The organism is Bifidobacterium sp. LH_416 (genome assembly GCF_056357055.1).
In genome coordinates this window covers 218,333-239,448 of record NZ_JBKEVJ010000003.1, presented here as the reverse complement: position 1 = coordinate 239,448, position 21,116 = coordinate 218,333, and the positions used below count along the sequence as shown (strand labels likewise).

The following is a 21,116-nucleotide window of genomic DNA, read 5'->3' as shown; positions in this document are numbered from 1 at the left end:
GTCTCACTCTTTATGCACCACATTCAGATGACTTTTAGGTGAACTCGTCCTGAACGTGCGATTACAATGTCTCCGGTACATTGCAGTAGTAGGGCAGGTGAAGTCAATGACTGGACCGCATCACAAGGACGAAGACGCAAATCGCAGCATGCCTATGCTCGCCTTTGTCGATTTCCGGCATCGTAGTCACACCGCCAAAAACGAAGATCAAAAGGCGTCCGGCGATGCAGCCAACAACGACACCACTAAGCAAAACGCATTTGTATCGTGTGCGCAAAACGTCAGGCAAACCATCTCTCGCGTCATAACCTGGTGGACAACACATACTGCAGCAATCCTTGCTTCCAAGCAGATGCAGCTTCTACTCTCAACACTTGCATCAATTCATGCTCTGTGGAAAAAACGCCCGAAACTCCCATACACGCTCTATGCCGTGGTGATGGTGCTCGTGGATGCAGCAGCAGTGTTATTCATTCAGTGGAGCATGTATTGGGAACCCACATATGACGACCCAAACGCTGTAGATGCCACTACGAAACTTATGAACAGTGTTCCCGGTCAGCTCACAAAATTTGTGGCCCAGATGTGGATGGAACAAAAATATATCTGGCTGCTCAATTTCTTAGCGCTAGGCATGATCTACCTCGCACTGACTTTTATATTGAACCGTTTCTGGGTGACAACTGCCATATTTTCCATCGTCATGTCATCATTCGCTGTGGCGAATAGCATTAAGGTGAAACTCCGTAATGAACCGATTATCCCGTCCGACTTGAGCTTCCTCTCCAGCGGCAATGGCGGTGAAATTACATCGTTTATCCCCGCAGGTAGTCAAGCTTTAGTCAAAGGCACGGTCACCATGCTTATTTGGCTGACTATCATCTGCCTAATACTCCAATTCACCGACGGCCGCCGGTGCGTCATCCCATTCCATTGGTGGCGTCCGTTCCGCAATGTAAAGACTATTATTGGCAATTGCACGCGCATCATTGCCGTCGTACTTAGCGTCACTCTGTTCTGGTCGTTTACTTGGAATTTGGGCACTAACGGTTCATGGTCCTACAACTGGGCGAAGAGCCTGGGAGATAATCCTATACCATGGAGCACGATAGCTGATGCAACTGGCAACGGACCGACTATCAACTTCTTGCGTCTTGCTCATGCGAAGACTATGGAGAAACCGGAAGGCTATAGCGAGGAAACGATGGCTGACCTCGCTACACGCTATACCAAAAAAGCTCAGGCCACCAACCAGTCTCGTAGCAACGAACTCACTGACAGCACGGTAATCATGATTCTTTCAGAATCATTCTCTGATCCGACGCGCGTACCTGGCATCGCGCTTCTTGAAGATCCGATGCCGAACATCCGAACCATCAAGGATTCCACCACTTCTGGTCTTATGCTGTCCTCTGCCATCGGGGGGGACCGCCAATATCGAGCACCAAGCACTGACAGGTTTGAATCTCGCCCTGTTCGATGACTCCATGCAGTCGCCGTATCAGGAACTGGTACCGCACCAGAAGAACCCCTATACGTTCAACCAAATCTGGAATGCAAAGTACGGCCAAAATGGGTCTGTGGCATTCCATCCATATTACAAAAATATGTACCTCCGGGATGCCAACTACAAGAAGTTTGGTTTCAATCATTTCTATGCATTAGACAGCAACCCAGCGATCACGTACCAAGACCATATTGATGATTCACAATATGTAAGCGACGCAGCATCCTATCAAAATGTTCTCGACGCACTCAATAACAGCAATCATGCACAATTCATCCAACTGGTTACTATGCAGAATCACACGCCATATGGCGACTTCTACATGAATAACCAGTTCAGGGACGCGGACATCTCAGAACTTTCTGATGACGAGAAATGGGGCATCGACAACTATGCGAAAGGCGTCAATCTCACTGATCAAGCAACTGCTGATTTTCTTAACCAATTGAACACCATTGACAAGCCCGTCACAGTAATCTTCTACGGAGACCATCTACCTGGCGTGTATTCAACTGCAGCGGGCGATGAGAATAACGCTATTCCGCTGCATGAAACCGACTATTTCATTTGGTCGAATCAGGCATCTGCTTCTGCCGGAATGAAGCTAGACACTAATAACACTAGTTTCGTTTCTTCCAATTACTTTATGGCTTTGGCCACGGAGCATATGAATGCCAAGATTTCTCCTTACCTAGAAATGCTCGCAGAACTGCATTCGGCGATTCCTGCATTCAGCCGACTGGTTGGATCCAATTCCTCATGGAGCGACAATACCAGTACTATCTATCTGGACGCCTCCGGTAACCGTATCAAGCGCAAGGACCTTTCAGAGGACGCCCGTACACTATTGAGGGATTACCGTTTAGTGCAGTATGACATGACCAAAGGCAAAGGCTATCTGAGAGACAGTTTTTTTAGAGTCCCATAATTGACTTTGTTTTCAAAGTATTGTCTCAGCGCGTGGTTTACCGTTCGATAGCCTACAGTATTGCTCGTCACTCGTAATGACAAGCGTCTGGCCACGCGGATTCTCTAGTACCGGCGTCGGACGACACTGCTGACGCGATACGACGCGGGAAATGCCCCCTGTCCGACGGCAAATCCCGCGATCAATCCTGTCCTCCCGCTTCATACGTCTACTTTGGGAGCGATGATACCCCTGTTAAGCAGGACATAATACGAATCTTCCCGACATTGCCGCTGTGATGTCACAGTTAGTCCTATAACAACACATCCATACATACAATCAAAAGACAACGTCTGTAGACCCATGCATAGAACACGTATCAACTATCCGCCAAGACTAAACGTCTCTTTTTGTTTTCATCGGAAGACGCCGAAAACAGAAGAACAATATATAGCAGAATACCCAAAAAAGTTATTGAAGCATTTTTGTAGGCAAAAAACTCCATATGAATTGCAGAATGATTTGATAAAGCCGCATACCATACCACTGGAGCAATAGAAATCAGTAAAATCGGGGAACCACTAATTAAACGTGTTACAACTTCATTTATCGAAGAAATACGCAAGAACTTGTATGCAAGAATAATAATTACCAAAACAACAAATAAAAGCATGAATCGTTTTGGCATATTTGCCAATAAGCAGCGATAGTTATTTTGAATGACCTCGATCTTGTTAAAAGACTCACCTTGAGCCTCATTAACACCACCTGTATCACTTCGGATCATAATACTGTGAATAGCATCCGAAATTACATTCTGATGAATCACAATGCTAGAAAAAACCCATTTCATAAACCATGTAGATGCATAACCAATGAGCCACATAAGTCCAGAATATATAACTATCCAAAAACGTTTTAGCAAACTCATATTCTTCTCATACACAGCATCATACATTACACAGAAAATTAAAGGAAAACACAAAGTCAACAGTGGGAATGTGAGAAAATCCGTATAATTAGTAAAAGCACCAATTACCGTAAAAGCAAGTACTCTGTTTGTGTGTGAATCAAAAACTTTTAAAGCACAAATACTGAGCAATGTAATATATGTTACCGGGCTAAAAACCAAAGACATCGGAACAACAAAAAAATTAATTGAAACTAAAGAAGTCGTAAAGCATAACGCCGCAATTAATCCAAATCTATCTTTGACTACGCTGAATGCTGCACATAACAAAAATGTCAGTACAACAAAAGAAATAATACGTATAGAACTATAATTAAATACAACCAACAATGGTTTCAGGAAAAGAGTATATCCGTGCCAATATCTCGGATATCCCTGATTCGCAAACGCAGCATATATCGGATTATGCACTGCACCGCTTTCAAGCGTGGACCATTGGCTACTATCCGCAAAATAAGCGGTAACAGAATTCCATCCACTTGTTCTTTGTGATTGTTGAATCATTATGGCATCAGTGAAGTTATCCAACTGACTTTGGGGAGTGAAAAAGACCCAAGGGTGGTCGCCTTCATTTTTTATCTGCGCCAAACCCGAGGCAATAGAGCCTTTTACTAATCGATCTGGAATACAATTAGTAAGAATATTTAACAGTGCAAAAAGCAACCATAATACTGGCAAAACAATTATAGGATAGCGTTTAATAACAGTTAGGCTACGCTTCATGTTCTTTTCCATAATTGGCATCTTCTATTAATTCTGAATAATACTATGCTTCGTGTTTCTGCTGCTCAGAACTTTCCAGCGATTGTGCTGCAATTTTCTTTTCGTCGTTGAGATCCACTGCAATCGCTGCACGCACACCTTTCCACTTCTCAATGACGAAAAGCGGGTTAAGCACCAACCAGTACATCTTTCGTTTCCACGTATATTGATGGTCACGCAGAATAAACAGGCTTCCTAAGGTCAGTGCTCGAATAACCTGCTTAATAACAAATGGGATAGAGATAGGATCCATAGTTTTGCCCACACGACGGACCCCCACAATTTCATCGAACATACGCTTCTTGTAGTCGCGAAGCTTAATCTCATTAGTGTGCCATACGTTTGCACGTGGAGCGTATGCCTTCATATAGCCGTGGCGAATGAGGTCTTCACCAAACTTCTGGTCCTCGGCGTAAGGAATATCCTGATAAGGCACATCACTAAGCAGCACAGATTTACGTGCGGCCGAATTGACATCAGAATAGAAGGTCACGAGATCAAATAACTGTTGAGAGTTAATGAAATCATCCTCGTAGAACAGTGTGGTGCCAAAGTCGGGGCCAAACTGTTTGAACGTACGTATTATTTCTTCCTTTAGCAGAGGAAGCGCAGTAGCACGTGGGTCTTGCTTGCCCATAACCCCAACAACCTGCGGGAACCGTTCCAGGGGCTGAACAATCTCGTACAGCCAGCGATCATGAGCAGGAGTTGCATCCTGTGTTAGATACACTACATACTCACCACGTGCCTTCTCCGCTGCCTGTTGGCGTACACGACCATGCGAAAATTCTGGCTTTGTGATGGTCTCATAGCGGAAATGTTTAAACTTTGGAGCCCACGCCTGAATGATTTCAGGAGTTCGGTCTTTTGAGCTGGTATCAATTACAAGAATTTCATATTCGAAGTCAACTTTCTGCTTATGCAGCGCCTCGAATAATTCTTCTAGATTGTCTTCACCGTAATATGTTGGAATAAAAACAGTGGCCTTGATATCAGTCATGATTCTGATTAGTTGCCTCTCTCAGGATAATACGCTCAAACTTGTCATAGGATGCATCCCAGGAAGAGCTTTCCGCCCGCTTGGAAATACGCTGACAACGAGCCTCGATGTCAGGATCATTAACAACCTTATCGAGACCGTGAGCAAGTTCAATTGGCGAATCAAGCGTGTATACGATATCCGGGTTTTCCCCAATAACCATGCGATTGTTATCACCGTCGTTCATTACTGGAACACAACCCGCAGCCAGTAACTCAAGTGGCAGCAGCGAAGCATTAGTAAGGGAAAGAACGAGGCAAGCTTCAGATTCATGATAAATCTGTGCAAGCTGCGCGGGATTGACAATACCGCGATTCTCATAGGGGAAAGGAATATCGTAATCAGAGACGTCCCAACCAAAGAACACAATATTGTAGTCGGGATGCATCTGATGGAATTTAGCTAACGCGAGCACGCCAATCTCGAAAGCTCTCCGTTCAGTAACAGGTCGTCCATAGAAACAGATCTGCTTCTTTTTTGGTTTGGTGGTTTTCGGTTTATAAATATCGAGGTCAGCACCAAAATCGAAATAGTCAGCTGGCATGCCGAACTCACCGACCTTCTTGGTCAGCCAACGGCCAGCAGTGACGCCGTAGAAACCAAAGCGATAGGTATTTTCAGCAAGAACTGACTTCGATCCCATGCCATAGAAAAGCGGCTCATAGTCCTGCACAAAATACATCTTGTGCGCATTGGTCTTCATGTTGAACACCGGGTATGCAGTCTCCCAACCGGTGGCGAACAGCACATCCAAGTCGATCTTGTCGATATCCTTCACCGGTACACACTTCACATCGATGTCGAAATGCTCTTTAAGCAGCTGATGGGAGTATGAAGCCGGCTGCTTGGCAATGCTCTCGTAGATGAAAAATGTGACGTTATGCCCGCGCTCTTGTAAGGACTTAGCGAAACGGGCGATAGTATGCTGGCCACCGCTACCAATGCTAATAGGGGAAAGAACCCATCCAATATTGAGCTTGTCCTTAGCGACCTTAGCTGGCAGCCGATATGGATGAGCCACAAAATCAGCAGCAACGACGTCCTCCGCAGAAGTCATTACGTCGATGGGACGCTTGGCAACGACGTTCCCAGATGCTGCACGCTGTTGCAGTTTGCGATTCACATAGTCCAATGACCTCAGCAGCGTGACTTTGATACCGCTCCTTCTGAGGTATTGAACGAATGCATTAACCTTGGACATTTACTTCGCTCTTCCTAGCAGACGACGTACATAACGAACTGGTGCGAGAATAACACCACCTATCCTCCATTGATGAGAAGCATACACAGACTTCTTGAACACCTGCGCATCATGGACTATTTGTTCCTTTTCCTCTAGGGAACGAATAGTATTCAGTAATAAATCAATCTCAGCACTAAAATACCTAAATTCATTAGGATATTGAGCATTATATTTCTGCCAAATGTGGTGACGGACAAGCAGTAATTTTAGCAAACTTGCTTCCTGAAGATCATTACGAGATGCAACATCCAAATGTTTACGATAAAAAAATAACGGTTCATCGACCAATCCTGCTCTCGCTCCAGCAAGACATAGTCCAAGAGGAAAATCCCAATCCTCATACCCATAACTGTCAAGATAAGAATCGTAACGAGCTCTATGCTGATTAATAAAAGAAAGAGAATACAAAGCACACGGTACAATATAATTCTCATGTTTAAGCTTTTCTATATCATACTCAGGATACATTGTATCAAAGGTAACTTTACCAAAATAATGAGCTTGGCAATATACAATTTGAAGATTACTTTCAGAAGCCTTAGATACCATTTTCTCAATAAAGTCAGCAGCTAAATAATCATCCGCATCAAGTTGCACAAGATAATCACCATCTACAAAATCAAGGATTTTATTTCTAGTAGCAACAATACCCATGTTCTTTTGCTCGATGATTTCAATAGAATCACCATAAGTATCGTGAATAAGTTCTACAGAATTATCAGTAGACCCATCATCAATTACAAAAAGTTTAATATTAGAATATGTCTGTTGCAGTACACTGTCAATTGCATCACAAACAAATTGAGAGTAGTTATGATTTATAACAACGACTGAAACCAATGGACATTCATGTAGAGTTAGTTTATTGCCATTAGGGTGAGCCAACGATTCATACGAGCACATAGATTGTATGTTATCAGAAGCCCATGCAAAGAAGCAAAAGTGTTTCACATAGTATTTCTCTGCTGTCATTTACAGTATCCAAACGAAAACGCAATGGCACCTGACTCCAAACACAAGAATATCATCGAACGAACTACAAAGAACAAGCAAGTAAATAAAGATTAACTCTCTTTACTTAAAATAATCAAATGGAAATGCAGAAATAAGTTTCATTTGAATATCTTTCAAATTTGAAATAACTTGATAATTATTAATCACTTCTCTCTGAACGATGTTAATATCAGTAACTTCATCAATATTATAAATTAGCGGCTTTCGATCAAAAATAGAATTATAATCATCAAATTTAAAATCGCCTCCCGTAAGCCTATTGCTAATAATTAACCGAGCATTTGGAATACGGAAACTGTCAGCAACGATTAAGCCATGAAGCGATGAAGATAAAACACAACTAGCACGCGAAATTTCTCTAACAACCACATCGGGTTCATTTAAAGGACTAACAATTCTAACATTAGGAATAGTGGATATTTTCTGAAAAATAGGTAAATTAATTTCAGAATGATGTGGAATAACAACTATATAATTAGATCGAATCAAATATTTATGGTAAACAAGACTCGTAAGCAATCCAGGATCGCCTAATGGAATATTAGAATCTATATTAAGAATCTTTTTTGTCAATAAGCCTCGAAGAGCATAGAAGCGCAGATTATGGAAATAAACACTGTTAGGAGGTTGAATGAAACCACTACCCCAAACATTAATAGGCATATCAATATTCTGAATGTTCTCAATATCATTAATGATATTGAGAACAGAACCAATAGTCACTAAATTACATTCTTCAATGTCAGCATAATGATATTTTAAACCAAAAAGTTTTTTTACAATTTCAGGACCCAGCTTATCACCAAAATTTTGTACTCCATCCAGACCAAACGGGTTCCACCAATAAATCAAAGGATTATCATAAGATGCACTACGAATATGGTAAGACAAGCGCTTAAACAAATTACTAACAACCATGCTAATAATTATACACAATTAAAACAAGAAACTAACCAATTTAGCTATTTTCTCATTAGATTAACAATATAACTTCCAGTATCATTGGGCACAACATAGAGTCTAAGACTATTAGAGAGTTCAATTGATCGCTAATAAAGATTCGATATAATCCAAATTTCAAACCGCAGTCAACAGATAAATGTAAAATTAAATTCTTTCATTGTTTTATACTACTGGAAATACATTAAAGTAATTTTCGAAAAACAAATCTTCATAACTTCTGTATAATCAGATTATGATATCATAAAACTTTGATAAGATATGCACATGCACAAAATAATTAAGACTAGTAAATCAGGAACAAAGTTACTATCAGTGATAACTCCTGTATATAATGCAAGCAGTTTCATCGCTGATACTATACATAACATTGAGCCACAACTAACTAACGATGTCGAATGGATAATTATTAATGATGGATCAACAGATCAAACATTAAGAGTATTAAAAGAAGAAATAGGCAATAATCTAAACATAAAGATAATCACCACCAAAAACAAAGGAGCTGGACACGCTCGGAATGTTGGGTTAAATGAAGCAGAAGGAGAATGGATCTCATTTTTAGATGCCGATGATTTATATACATCAGATGCAATCATCAATATAATAAATTATATAATACAAAACTCTAATAATTGCGATATTATTTATACACCTAAAATATATTCTTCATTTGACCTCAAAAAACAAAAAATACTTTGGCCCGAAGAGTCAATATCTAATGATATGCCAATGTTAGAGTTTGTGACTTCTTTATATAGAAGAGATTTTTTAAATAAAAATAATATTCGTTTTTTTGAATTTAAGCAGCAAGACATCGAATCAGCATTTAGATATCTAGCTTTTAGTCAGGTATCGAATTTAACGATAACGAAGCAATTAATTTTCTATTGCCACCGAAATAATCCAACAAGTAATACTCATACATGGAATCATGCAGTTTTATTTTATACAAAAGCTAAAGTTTATTATTTAATATACAAAAGATTCAAAAAAGAAAACAAGGAATCATTGAAATATATCAAACAAATATACTGCGATTGCATTAGAGAAATTGTGAATAATAGATTGTATTTTAGTTTATCCCTATCTGAATGTTTGGTATTAATTAAGGATAATATTATTATTGCAAATAAACTTGACAACAATCTTAAAACAGAAATACTAGTAAATACAAAAAAGCTAATTAGACATATATTAAAAAATAAATAAAATTGATCGTATTTCTGCTGCATAAAACTGAAGCAGAAATACGATCAATTATTCCTCAATTATCTTATAGTCTTCAATTGGCTTCCAATATGAATCATTAGCATATGTAGAAGAATTTACTATATCAAATTTTGATACTACTGCATCAGCAGCATATTGAACTGTTCTATCACGTTTTTTTAGGCTACAAACAGCTTCAAAACTACCATTAGGAAATATATTCTGGAGCGTCAAATTGAAACTAATTCTTTTCCCCTTCATCAGATTTATCTTTTCTTGCATTTTTTCATCTGAAGTGAATCGATAAACCCATTCTCCTGTATCTTTTTGAATGAAGAATGTTATAACTGCATCATCGATATCAATTTCTGGCATAATTTCGATACTAAAAATCAATTTACGCAATCGTTCGTCGTTATTATATTTACAAGCAAATGCTACATTATCATATTTAACAACTTGATCTGTCTTTTGATTCTTTTCAGAGACTTCATTATTTAGCTCACGGTATCTGCGTGCAACTTCTGTGGTACTGCCCAATACAGTTATATTGCCATCTTCTAGCATCAGAGCTTTGTTGCAGAACATTTGGACAGAATCCATTGAATGGGTTACCAAAACTACAGTCTTTTTTTCTCGTTTTAGCTTTGCAAAATATGCATAGCACTTACGCTGGAATGCTTCATCACCAACAGCAAGAATCTCGTCCAGAAGAAGAATATCTGACTGCGCTCGAATAGCCATGGAGAAAGCAAGACGCACTAACATGCCGCTGGAGTAGTTCTTAATCTTCTGCTCCATGAATTCTCCAAGTTCAGCAAAATCAACGATATCATCATACATATCATCGATTTCTTTAGTTGAAAAGCCCATCAAAGCACCGTTGAGATATACGTTGTCATGTCCTGATAATTCCGGACTGAATCCCACTCCTAACTCAATAAATGGAACCAAAACCCCATTTACTTTTATATTACCAGAATTAGGATAATAAATCTGTGCTATGAGTTTTAATAATGTACTTTTTCCACTACCATTACGGCCTACAATTCCAAAAAAATCACCTTTTTCTATCTTGAATGATATATCATTCAATACAGTCTGCTCTGTATAGCCTTTATCACCTTTTATCTTATTAAAAATCGCGGCTTTAAGACTTGAAGCTTTGTCTTTCGGAAGTTTAAAAGTTTTTGTTACATTATCTACAATAATTGCTGCATTATCATCTTGACTATTCATCACATTACCTCTGCGAATTCCCGCGAATTCTTCCTAAAATAGAGAATCCCAACCATTAAGACAATTAATACTATCCCAAAAGGTACAATTGCAACCAATGGATTGTTAACTAATGTCCATAAGGTCTCTGTTTTATCTGTGACCAAATTGTAACGAATATCCTGTATTACTTGTGCCATAGGACTAAGCATCATCAACTTAGCCATCAATGGATGCGTTGCACTGACCATAGTAATCGGATAAATGATAGGAGTACCATAGAAAAATAATTGAAGACCAACTTCCCATAGATAGCCTACATCTCTGTATTTCACATATAATGTTCCGAGTAACAAAGCTATTCCAAGAGCTAGGACATACATTTCAATTATATTGAGTGGCAACAGTAAAACTGTCCATCTGAATTTCACTCCGGTCAATAATGCAAATACCAAAACCACTAACAGGTTAAAGAAAAGGTTAATAAGCGCTGAAATCGTTCCTGAAAGAACAATAATGTACTTCGGAAAATTTATTTTGCGAATGAGATCGCCACGCCCTACAATCGCTTGCAACCCCTGTGTCGTTGCTTCAGCAAAAAAGGTCCAAAACGAAATACCTGCTAACAGGTATACCGCGTAATTAGGTATGTCGCCACCCATTGCCAAGAATTTAGCAAACACGATATACATGACAGCAAACAACATAAGTGGCTTTAAAATTGACCATAGGTAGCCCAACGCCGACTGTTGATAACGTAATTTGAAATCAGTAACCGTCAGCTCGTGCAGAAGCACACGGTTCCTTTTACTGAACAGCTTCAATATTCCTCCTCGTGCAACAGGCCTGAAAGTATTTACATATTAGGATTACTTTACTAACTGCCCTGCCAAACTAGTAATTCGATATTTTCAATGCTTATTGAGTTATCTACTTATCAGTTTCCACTAAGTAGTAAATCAATCTCGACTTTTTACAATGACTTTTCCGTCTGCTACGTCTTTGAGGTGTTGGCCGTATGGGCTCTTGCCGTAACGTTCGGCGGATTCGAGGAGCTCCTCCTTGCTGATCCACCCGTTCTCGTAGGCGATCTCCTCGGCCACCGCGATCGGCAGTCCCTGCGCACGCTGCACCGTACGCACGAACTCACCCGCCTCGTACAGGGAATCCATCGTGCCCGTATCCAGCCACGCATAGCCACGGCCAAGGGTACGTACGTTGAGGGAACCATCCTCCAAATACATCCTGTTCAAGTCGGTGATCTCCAACTCCCCACGCGCCGAGGGCTTGACCCGCTTGGCGAACTCCACCACACGCTCGTCATAGAAATACAGGCCCGTCACCGCGTAGTTCGACTTCGGATGCGCCGGCTTCTCCTCGATGGAGACGGCCTTCTTATCCGCATCGAACTCCACCACACCATAACGTTCCGGATCATCCACGTAATAGCCGAACACCGAAGCGCCCTCACCGTTCTCCGCCTTCGCCCTCGCCTTGCGCAGCGTGGCACCCAGACCGTTGCCGTAGAAGATGTTGTCACCCAACACAAGCGCGCACGGCTCGCCGTCGATGAACTCCTCACCCAACAGGAACGCCTGCGCCAGACCATCCGGGCTGGGCTGCACCACATAGGAGAACCTCACACCATACTGGCTGCCGTCACCCAGGAGCTTCTCGAAGTTCGGCAGGTCCTTCGGCGTGGAGATGATCAGGATGTCACGGATGCCGGCCATCATCAACACGCTCAACGGATAGTAGATCATCGGCTTGTCATACACCGGCAGCAACTGCTTCGACGTCACCGTCGTCAACGGATACAAGCGAGTACCCGAACCACCAGCCAGAATAATGCCCTTCATGAGACCTACTTTCTCCGTATTCATGCAAGCGTATCCAGCTTAGCCAATATATGCATGAAACAGAAAACCGCGCAGAGTCTTCTGCGCGGTTTTCACACGGGAACCATCCCCTACTTTTCAAGTTCCTTGCTGACGTACCCCTTGAGCGTTTCCTCCCAGTCGGCGGGCGTGTAACCGGCCTCGCCGATCTTGGTCAGGTCCAAGGCGCTGTTCGTGGGACGCGGGGACACCGGGCTGGTCGCGTTCGCGAAATACTCGGCGGTGCTGATCGGCCTGACCTTCCCACCATTGCCGTTCGTCAGGTCGAACACCTCACGGGCGATGTCAGCCCAGGACTTCACCGCACCCGAACCCGTCAGGTTGTACGTGCCATACGGGGCATGGGCGTCCAGGAGATGGAAGATCGCCTCGGCCATGTCCCTGGTGAAGGTGAGACGACCGTACTGGTCGTCCACCACGGTCACCTGGTTCAGACCATCGTTCTCGTCAGCCACGCGGTTGGAGAGCATCATCATGGTCTTCACGAAATTATGCCCCTCACCGATCACCCAACTGGAACGGAGGATGTAGTGCTCAGGCGCGTTCCCGACGGCGATATCGCCAGCGGCCTTCGTCTGACCGTACACGCCCAGCGGGGCGAAGCTCTCCGTCTCCGTATGCTCCTCGCGGGTGCCGTCGAACACGTAATCGGAGCTCACGTGCACGAGCGTGATGTGATGCTCCGCAGCCACCCTGGCCAGCAAAGCCGGACCCTGGGCGTTCGCCTTCCAAGCAATCGGACGGCCCTCCGCGGTTTCAGCCCTGTCCACGGCCGTGTACGCGCCCGCGTTGATGATTGTGCCGTACAGGCTCCAGTCATACTTCTCGTACGCGTTCGGGTCGGAGAAGTCGAACTCGTCGATATCCGTATACTCGAAGCCCTGCAGGCCATGCGCCTCCGCATACGCGCGGATGGCATGGCCCAGCTGGCCGTTGCAGCCCGTCACCAGGGTGCGCTTCGGAGCCATCGGCTTGGCATCCCTGAGCATCGGGTGATGCAGGTCGGCCTCGCTACGCTCGGACTCCTCCAACGGGATCGGCCACCGGATGTCGAGCTCCGGGTCCGCCAGGTTCACGAACGTGTACGTCCTCTTCTGCTCCAGACTCCAATGAGCGTTCACCAAGTAGGTGTACACAGTGCCATCCTGCAATGCCTGGAAGCTGTTGCCCACACCACGCGGCACATAAATCGCCTTCGACGGATCCAGACGCGTCGTATACACCTGACCGAAGGAATCACCCGGGCGCAAATCCACCCACGCGCCGAAGATCTCACCCGCAGCGATGCTGATGTACTTGTCCCAAGGCTCGGCGTGGATGCCGCGCGTCACGCCCTTGGTCGCGTTGAACGAGATGTTGTTCTGCACCGGGCCGAAATCAGGCAGACCAAGCGCGGTCATCTTCGCACGCTGCCAGTTCTCCTTGAACCAACCACGGTTATCCCCATGCACCGGCAGATCGAACACCAGCAAACCAGGAATATTCGTCTCCGTGGCCTTCAGTTCCTTCTCAAACTCAAACGACATGGTATCGCTCACTGTCCCTGCTGCTTGTACTTGGCCTCGGTCGCGGCCTTGGCCGGCTCCCACCAGGCACGGTTATCCGTATACCAGGCGATGGTCTGCTCCAGACCCTTCTGGAAGTCCGTATGGGTCGGCCTCCAACCGAGCTCGGTCTGCAGCTTAGTGGAGTCGATCGCGTAACGGCGGTCATGGCCGGGACGATCCTTGACCCAGTCGAAGTCGTCCGGATCCCTGCCCATCACGGTCAGGATGTCGCGCAGTACGGTGATGTTGTTGCGTTCGCCGTTCGCGCCGATCAGATACGTCTCGCCGATACGGCCCTTGGTCAGGATGGTCCACACGCCCGTGGAGTGGTCGTCCGTGTGGATCCAGTCACGCACGTTCTCGCCGTTGCCGTACAGCTTCGGCTTCAGCCCCTCCAGGATGTTCGTGATCTGGCGGGGGATGAACTTCTCCACATGCTGGTAAGGACCATAATTATTGGAGCAGTTGCTGATCGTGGCGCGGATGCCGAACGTGCGGTGCCATGCGCGCACCAGCAGGTCGGAGCTGGCCTTGGTGGAGCTGTACGGGCTGGACGGATGGTACGGGGTCTCCTCCGTGAACTTCGCCGGATCATCCAACGCCAGGTCGCCGTACACCTCGTCCGTGGAGACGTGGTGATAGCGCACGTCGTACCTGCGGGCCGCCTCCAGGAGACGGAACGTGCCCTCGACGTTGGTCTTCAGGAACGGCTCCGGATTCGCGATCGAATTATCGTTATGGGACTCGGCCGCGTAGTGCACGATCGCGTCATGACCAGGCACCAGCCTGTCCAGGAGCTCCGCGTCGCAGATGTTGCCATGCACGAACTCCACACGATCACCAAGAATGCCCTTGATGTTCTCCAGATTACCCGCATACGTCAACGCATCCAGGACCGTCACATGCACGTCCGGATGGTTGTTATACACATAATGCACGAAATTCGAACCGATGAAACCACAACCACCGGTCACAATAATGTTATGAGGAGTAAACAATTCTTCAGCCATATGGCCCAGTATATTGTTAACAAACGATATACCCCACGGTATGGGAGAACATCTCTTGGGCTATCCCCACGTCTAGAGTGGTGCTCATGCCAGAAGAGAAGACCCCCTCCATCGCCGTACTGCTGCCTTGCTACAACGAGGAAGTCACTATCGGCAAAGTGGTACGTGATTTTAAGGCGGCGCTGCCAAACGCCACCATCTACGTATACGACAATAATTCCACGGACCGTACTGCCGAGATTGCCACGGCTGAAGGCGCTATTGTGCGCAAGGAGCCACGCCAAGGCAAGGGCAACGTGGTGCGAGCCATGTTTGAAGACATCGATGCCGACGTATACGTGATGGCCGACGGCGACGACACCTACCCGGCAGACGCAGCCCCGGCAATGGTTGAGAAAGTGCTCGAAGGCTATGACATGGTGATCGGTGACCGCCTCTCCTCCACATACTTCCAGGAGAACAAGCGTCCGTTCCATAACTTCGGCAACCGCCTGGTGCGCGGCTCTATCAACGGACTGTTCCGCGCGCACGTCACCGATATCATGACCGGATATCGCGCTTTCAACTTCACTTTTGTGAAGACGTATCCGGTGCTCTCCCGCGGTTTCGAAATCGAAACCGAGATGACCATTCATTCGCTCAACAACAACCTGCGCCTCTACGAGATGCCCATCCAGTACCGTGATCGACCGGAAGGCTCCGTATCCAAGCTGGACACTGTGGGCGACGGCATCAAGGTGATGAGCACCATCTTCCGCATGATCCGCGAATACAAGCCACTGCCATTCTTTGGCGGTCTCGGTCTCGTCATTGGCATCATCGGCCTGGTACTGTGCGGCGGCGTAACCATGGAATTCATGAAAACCGGCATGGTGGCCCACTTCCCCACCCTTATAGGTGCCGTTATGCTCGTCATCGCAGGCCTGTTGCTGATTGTCACCGGCATCATTCTCGATGTTATGGCCAAGAACGACCGCAAGACCTTCGTGGTGGACGCCAATAAATTTGCCTATCTGAAGCGTCACTGATATAACGTCACGAAAGATTGAGGGAGGTGGTTCAAATGAATGAACCCCCTCCCTCAATCTTTTTGAATACAGTATTACTGATGCTCTTCCGGCTCAATACGGAATGGAATCATCTGAGTAGGGAAATCAAAACGCCTGTAGCACTCAATCAAATCTGCTCGTACAAACGGCCACGCTGAGGAAAACGCCTCAAGCAGCTTCTCCTCCGGAATCTCCTTTTGGTCAAATTCTGCAGCATAGCGAAGATCAGAACTAAAAATTGGTGACGTCCTTTCTTTATTGTCATCACCTTGCTCCGCAGTCAGCTCTGTGTGCAGGACAATCTCGTACGGCCAAGGTTTCTTTTCAGCAGGAACCACGCCAAATGACAATGCTAAATTATTCTCTTGAGGTTGTTTTACTCCACCTCGCTCATCAATACCACGTTGGTTATGTTCGTCAATGAGCATAACTTTATTTATCTTAATCATGCAGCCACCGCACTCTCTTGAACGTGTATGTCTGCCGTCTCAGGCTTACCACCGACTAAAAGACCTATACGCTTCGGAACGCAACCAGAATCATCTTGCGGAATTTCAAACGTCATAGAGACCCTCATATTCCCAAAGGTCACATTGTTATCGCCCCAACTCTCCATAACTGGAATAGTTTCCGAGTGTTTCAACTCCCTATAATGCCGCTTGCCTTCAGGCTTAGCCTCAGCGGGCTCGACTACGTACTCCACTCGAGCACCAACCTCAAGCGCATAGTCAGTCAGCAACGAAACCAACTGCTTGCGACCATTCTCTATCTGTGACACATAAGACTGCGACACATTCATCTCGTCAGCGAGATCCGACTGCGTCATTCCTCGATGTTTCCGCATGGCAACAAGCTTATCCAGCAGCTCATCAGACGCCTTATACAAGTCATACGCCAGTTCTCGGTATTCATACGGCTTCTCGTTCATAGCACCACTCCTCTTCAAATATTACATATAGTAATATTTGATTGTCTGGACGAATCATTCCTTTACCAACGATGGATGCTGCCAATCATCTCGAGCATTATCAACATGCCTCTGAATTGCCAAATCAATCTGCTCATCTTGCACAGCAGAGATAATCCGGTCATCGCCACTACGCACGTCTTTTAAATGCATGCACAGCCCAAAAACAGCATCTGCGAACTCTACTGGCTCAGAATCATAGTGACGAATCTGTTCCTTGCGGGCGCCATTTAGCATTCTTTCCTCACGATGCCAGCGAAATTCAAACATTGGCAGTCCCTTCTTTTGTGCACGTGCTACAGGGACCACCTCTGTTCCAGGAGTCAATTCACCCGCTTGTAAGCGTTCAAGCTTTTCTTCAAGAAAAGCCTCCAAACGCATCTTGTATTTATCGAATCGCCGTGAGTCCAGCTGCCCCCACTCAAATTCTTTATTAGCTGCCCTACCAGCAAACCATGATGCAAGCACCTGTTCTACAGACTCACCCCGCTCACAAATAATAGGTTCGCCAAACCATTCGTAGCGCACCGGACTCTTCTGCGTACAGCGGCAATCAGACCCATCCATCCCAGCCCCCTCACTGGTTATATTGCAAGCATTATACTCATTTACTCACGCAACACCCACTGCTGGGCTTTCGTACAGTTAGATGCGTAGACCTGCACGTTGGCACCATTAGCTGTGGAACCAGCTGCTACATCAATAACCAGGGATTCATTCAGTGCTGAACGCAGTGTTAATGAGCCGTTGGAGTTCTTCACGAGAATCCACTTCTGCGCCCAGCTACCATTCGAAGCATACTGCTGCACATTCGTACCATTGGCAGTAGAACCAGCCGCAACATCGAGCACCTTACCTGAGCCAACATTGATCAGCGTCACATATCCCTTGGAATCATGAGACACCTTCCACTGCTGGGCCTTGGTACCGTTCGACGAATACAGCTGCACATTCGCACCATTGTCTCGTGAACCAGCCACAACATCCAATACCTTCGACGTGCTTGCATGCAGCGCAATCCGATATACACCCTCAGCAACATCGGCTTTATGCTCCGTAGCCAAATCATCAATGCGCTGACGCATCGACTTAGCCGAGATGGCTTGCCAACGTTGTGCCTTAGTGCCATTTGCCGAGTAAATCTGCACATTCGCACCATTAGCCGTGGAACCAGCAGCAACATCAAGTACACGATTCTGAGCAACTGCCGACTGCAATGTGATAGAGCCATCATCATTTTTCAGCGCAATCCATTTTTGCGCCCAACTGCCATTGGATGCATACTGCTGCACATTGGCACCTACCGCACTGGAACCACTGGCGATATCCAAAACCTTGCCAGAACTGGCATTGGTCAATATCACATAGCCTGTTGGATCATGAGAGACCGTCCATATTTGTGCGTCCGTACCATTCGACGAATACAGCTGCACATTCGCAGAGTTATTCTTCGATCCAGCCGCTACATCAAGAACCATAGAACTCTTCGCAAATGAAGCAATCTTGTACGTGCCATCAGGCAACACATCCTTATTCGCAACAGCCTGCTCATCAATTTGCTGGCGAACCGTTTTCGCCTCCGAAATCTTCCATAGTTGAGCTGATGACCCATTACGCGTATACAACTGAAGCTTCACACCAACTGCCGCATTCCCCGCAGGAATATCAAGCACTTTGGCAGACGCCATATTCGCAAACATGAACTTTCCATCACCGTAATCAACCACAGACCAATGCTGAGCAGCAGTCCCGTTAGCCGTATACTGCTGCACAACAGTGCCATCGCCAGTAGCGCCGCCCGCAGCCTCCAAGACCTTGCCTGAATTGCGGTTGACAATCTGGAACACATTGTTGCCAATTTGCTTGAATGTGTACAGCTGTGCATCGGTGTTATTCCAGCTGTACAACTGAACGCGAGCGCCATTTGCTGTAGAGCCTGACGCAATATCCAATACAACCGCATTATTTGCCACTGAAGCAATCTTTGTTGTAATACCAGTCGGAATAGTTGCGCTCACCGATGCCAATACAAATTTCTGCGCCGCAGTACCGTTGGGCGTATATAGTCTGGCTACTGTGCCATCAGCAGTCGAGCCACCAGCCAAATCCAATACATAATTGCCCAACGCGGATTGCAAATAATAGCCAACCCCGGAATCGCGGACGAACCAGTGCTGTGACGCACTATCATTTGCCGTCCATTGGCGAACTTGCGCGCCATCGGATGCAGAGCCATTCGCCACATCCAACACCTTGCCAGAAGCCTTATTGGTAATCACATAGCTGCCATCAGCCTGCTTTTCAAATGAGAACTGCTGATTTTCCTTCCCTGAGGCAACCCGGAGTTGCGTTATTGCACCATCATCCACATTGCCTTCAGCAATCTCCACGCTTGCAGAATTCTTGGCAACAGAATTCACATAATACGTACCATCTGCAAGATTCACCTTAGGCAGACTGGATACGCCTTTGAGATAGCTCTTCACGTAATCGCGAATCGTGCCCATCTTCGCCCATACCTGCTGGCCTGGGCAAGTGGTGTGATTCGCGCTTCCGGTACCCCAGTGCGACTGATCACCGTGACCAGTAATACGTGCCTGCGTACCCTTATATGCGAAAGTGCCATATGGGTCAGTAATGCCGACAGCATCAAATTCCCAAGCAATTGCAGCGGCAACAGACTTAATCTGCGCATCCGTAGGCGCAACATTGAGATGATAGCTGCCCAGCATGGAGACGCCGAAGGTATCGTAGTTAAAGCCTGAAGCCTGTGCGCCTACCACTTGGCTACCGGGAACAATCTGATTCGCTACGCCCTCGTCACGGCCTTCCCAAATGCCGCCGAATCGGTCCACGATGAGCTGGTAGCCAATGTCTCCCCAACCTCGGGTGACATTGTGATACACATAAATACCGTTGATCATAGATGGCACTTCAGCCTGGGAATAATCGTTGCGATCTACCGTATGGTGAACGATTGCACCCTTCCAATTTGCCACGCGCTCGGGCGGCCAATCCATACCAGGGTTGCCAGCCACCCACCATTCTTCACGAGTGTGGATAGTGCCAGTGGCCGTGACTGCAGCGGCGGTCTGCACTGAGGACTTAGTACCGCTGCGCTCTACTGTGGATTGTGCAGTATGCGGCAATGTAGTCGCGGTGTTACTCTGGTTCTGTTCTGCGTATGCACTGGTCTGGGAGTTGCCCGCTACGGAATACCCGGAATCGACAGTGATGAGTTTCGCCTCAGTGATTTGTTGACCGTTCTTCGGCGTGAGTTTTGCCTCCGCTTGAGTGGCGTTACCCACATAGTAGGAGGGGCTTACGCCCATCTCACCAGCGTCTTCGTCATACGAGGGCAGCTCAACCCAGTCGCTCCAAGTTCCGTCAGTCAGATAGCGCAATTGATAGGTAGGCGCATTGTCTGGATTGTCCATATCCTGCTGCTGCCAGGTCACGCCTACTGTAGCAAGCCCGGAAAGATCAGCAGATGCCGTGAGAGACCCATCCGAGGGCTCAGATTGATCTTCTGAGTCATTATCCAGCGAATACGGTTGAATACCATCGTCTCCGCTGGCGCTGGAATCAGCCGCAGACTCGAACTGTTGCTCGCCGGTTTGCGGCTTATGGGTTTTGGCAACTTGAGTAATCCCATCAGCAGAAGTATCCGTGACTGGAACAGCTACTGAATCAGTAAGCGCCGCAGCAGGCGCAACTGGCACAATTAATGCAAAGGCGGCAATCGCGCCGACCATCACTGTAATAAGGTTTCGACGCATCTTGCCGCCTCTCTACTCACTTTGTAGCATGCTC

General features: G+C 46.0%; 16 protein-coding genes and 1 pseudogene. 3 read left to right on the top strand and 14 right to left on the bottom strand.

The window, feature by feature from the left end; genetic code table 11:
- The first annotated feature begins 148 nt into the window (after positions 1-148).
- Positions 149-2,435: pseudogene (locus AC1AY0_RS08015) on the top strand (LTA synthase family protein).
- Between the two features lie 358 nt (positions 2,436-2,793).
- Here the strand turns inward: AC1AY0_RS08015 and AC1AY0_RS08010 are convergent.
- From AC1AY0_RS08010 to AC1AY0_RS07990, 5 genes are all read right to left on the bottom strand, one after another.
- Positions 2,794-4,119 carry a hypothetical protein gene (locus AC1AY0_RS08010; protein WP_476524852.1) on the bottom strand — a complete coding sequence of 442 codons (1,326 nt, stop codon included), beginning with the start codon at positions 4,117-4,119 and terminating at the stop codon, positions 2,794-2,796.
- Between the two features lie 31 nt (positions 4,120-4,150).
- Positions 4,151-5,146: a glycosyltransferase family 2 protein gene (locus AC1AY0_RS08005; RefSeq protein WP_476524851.1), complete on the bottom strand. Its 996-nt coding sequence runs from the start codon at positions 5,144-5,146 to the stop codon at positions 4,151-4,153.
- Entirely contained in the window at positions 5,139-6,386 is a 1,248-nt protein-coding gene (locus AC1AY0_RS08000) for a rhamnosyltransferase WsaF family glycosyltransferase (protein WP_476524850.1), read from the bottom strand. Before AC1AY0_RS08000 ends, AC1AY0_RS08005 begins: the two co-directional genes overlap by 8 nt.
- Positions 6,387-7,400 carry a glycosyltransferase family 2 protein gene (locus AC1AY0_RS07995; protein ID WP_476524849.1) on the bottom strand — a complete coding sequence of 338 codons (1,014 nt, stop codon included), beginning with the start codon at positions 7,398-7,400 and terminating at the stop codon, positions 6,387-6,389. It lies immediately after the preceding gene.
- Between the two features lie 102 nt (positions 7,401-7,502).
- A complete protein-coding gene (locus AC1AY0_RS07990) occupies positions 7,503-8,360 on the bottom strand; it encodes a polysaccharide pyruvyl transferase family protein (RefSeq protein WP_476524848.1) in 858 nt (285 codons plus the stop codon).
- 309 nt (positions 8,361-8,669) lie between these two features.
- On the opposite strand from AC1AY0_RS07990, the gene AC1AY0_RS07985 reads away from it, so the two are divergent.
- The gene (locus tag AC1AY0_RS07985; protein ID WP_476524847.1) at positions 8,670-9,614 is read left to right on the top strand and encodes a glycosyltransferase family 2 protein; all 945 of its coding nucleotides are present in this window, start codon (positions 8,670-8,672) and stop codon (positions 9,612-9,614) included.
- A gap of 48 nt (positions 9,615-9,662) precedes the next feature.
- Here AC1AY0_RS07985 and AC1AY0_RS07980 read toward each other — a convergent pair whose 3' ends face one another.
- From AC1AY0_RS07980 to rfbB, 5 genes are all read right to left on the bottom strand, one after another.
- On the bottom strand, positions 9,663-10,853 hold the full coding sequence (locus AC1AY0_RS07980; RefSeq protein WP_476524846.1) for an ABC transporter ATP-binding protein: 1,191 nt from the start codon (positions 10,851-10,853) through the stop codon (positions 9,663-9,665).
- Positions 10,853-11,629, bottom strand: a complete 777-nt coding sequence (locus AC1AY0_RS07975) for an ABC transporter permease (RefSeq protein WP_476524845.1) — start codon at positions 11,627-11,629, stop codon at positions 10,853-10,855. Before AC1AY0_RS07975 ends, AC1AY0_RS07980 begins: the two co-directional genes overlap by 1 nt.
- Before the next feature lie 162 nt (positions 11,630-11,791).
- Positions 11,792-12,691, bottom strand: coding sequence for a glucose-1-phosphate thymidylyltransferase RfbA (gene rfbA, locus AC1AY0_RS07970; protein ID WP_476524844.1), 900 nt, complete (start codon positions 12,689-12,691; stop codon positions 11,792-11,794).
- 110 nt (positions 12,692-12,801) lie between these two features.
- Entirely contained in the window at positions 12,802-14,256 is a 1,455-nt protein-coding gene (locus tag AC1AY0_RS07965) for a sugar nucleotide-binding protein (protein ID WP_476524843.1), read from the bottom strand.
- 8 nt (positions 14,257-14,264) lie between these two features.
- Entirely contained in the window at positions 14,265-15,287 is a 1,023-nt protein-coding gene (rfbB, locus tag AC1AY0_RS07960; protein WP_476524842.1) for a dTDP-glucose 4,6-dehydratase, read from the bottom strand.
- Positions 15,288-15,373: 86 nt separating this feature from the next.
- Here rfbB and AC1AY0_RS07955 point away from each other — a divergent pair, with 86 nt between their 5' ends.
- Positions 15,374-16,315: a glycosyltransferase family 2 protein gene (locus AC1AY0_RS07955; RefSeq protein WP_476524841.1), complete on the top strand. Its 942-nt coding sequence runs from the start codon at positions 15,374-15,376 to the stop codon at positions 16,313-16,315.
- A gap of 74 nt (positions 16,316-16,389) precedes the next feature.
- Here AC1AY0_RS07955 and AC1AY0_RS07950 read toward each other — a convergent pair whose 3' ends face one another.
- From AC1AY0_RS07950 to AC1AY0_RS07935, 4 genes are read right to left on the bottom strand one after another with little or no spacing between them, the layout of a single operon-like run.
- On the bottom strand, positions 16,390-16,785 hold the full coding sequence (locus tag AC1AY0_RS07950; RefSeq protein WP_476524840.1) for an ABC transporter: 396 nt from the start codon (positions 16,783-16,785) through the stop codon (positions 16,390-16,392).
- Positions 16,782-17,264, bottom strand: coding sequence for a helix-turn-helix domain-containing protein (locus AC1AY0_RS07945; RefSeq protein WP_476524839.1), 483 nt, complete (start codon positions 17,262-17,264; stop codon positions 16,782-16,784). The genes AC1AY0_RS07950 and AC1AY0_RS07945 overlap by 4 nt, the downstream gene beginning before the upstream one ends.
- A 54-nt stretch (positions 17,265-17,318) precedes the next feature.
- A complete protein-coding gene (locus AC1AY0_RS07940) occupies positions 17,319-17,870 on the bottom strand; it encodes a hypothetical protein (protein WP_476524838.1) in 552 nt (183 codons plus the stop codon).
- Positions 17,871-17,911: 41 nt separating this feature from the next.
- Positions 17,912-21,082: an RICIN domain-containing protein gene (locus tag AC1AY0_RS07935; RefSeq protein WP_476524837.1), complete on the bottom strand. Its 3,171-nt coding sequence runs from the start codon at positions 21,080-21,082 to the stop codon at positions 17,912-17,914.
- Between the last annotated feature and the right edge of the window lie 34 nt (positions 21,083-21,116).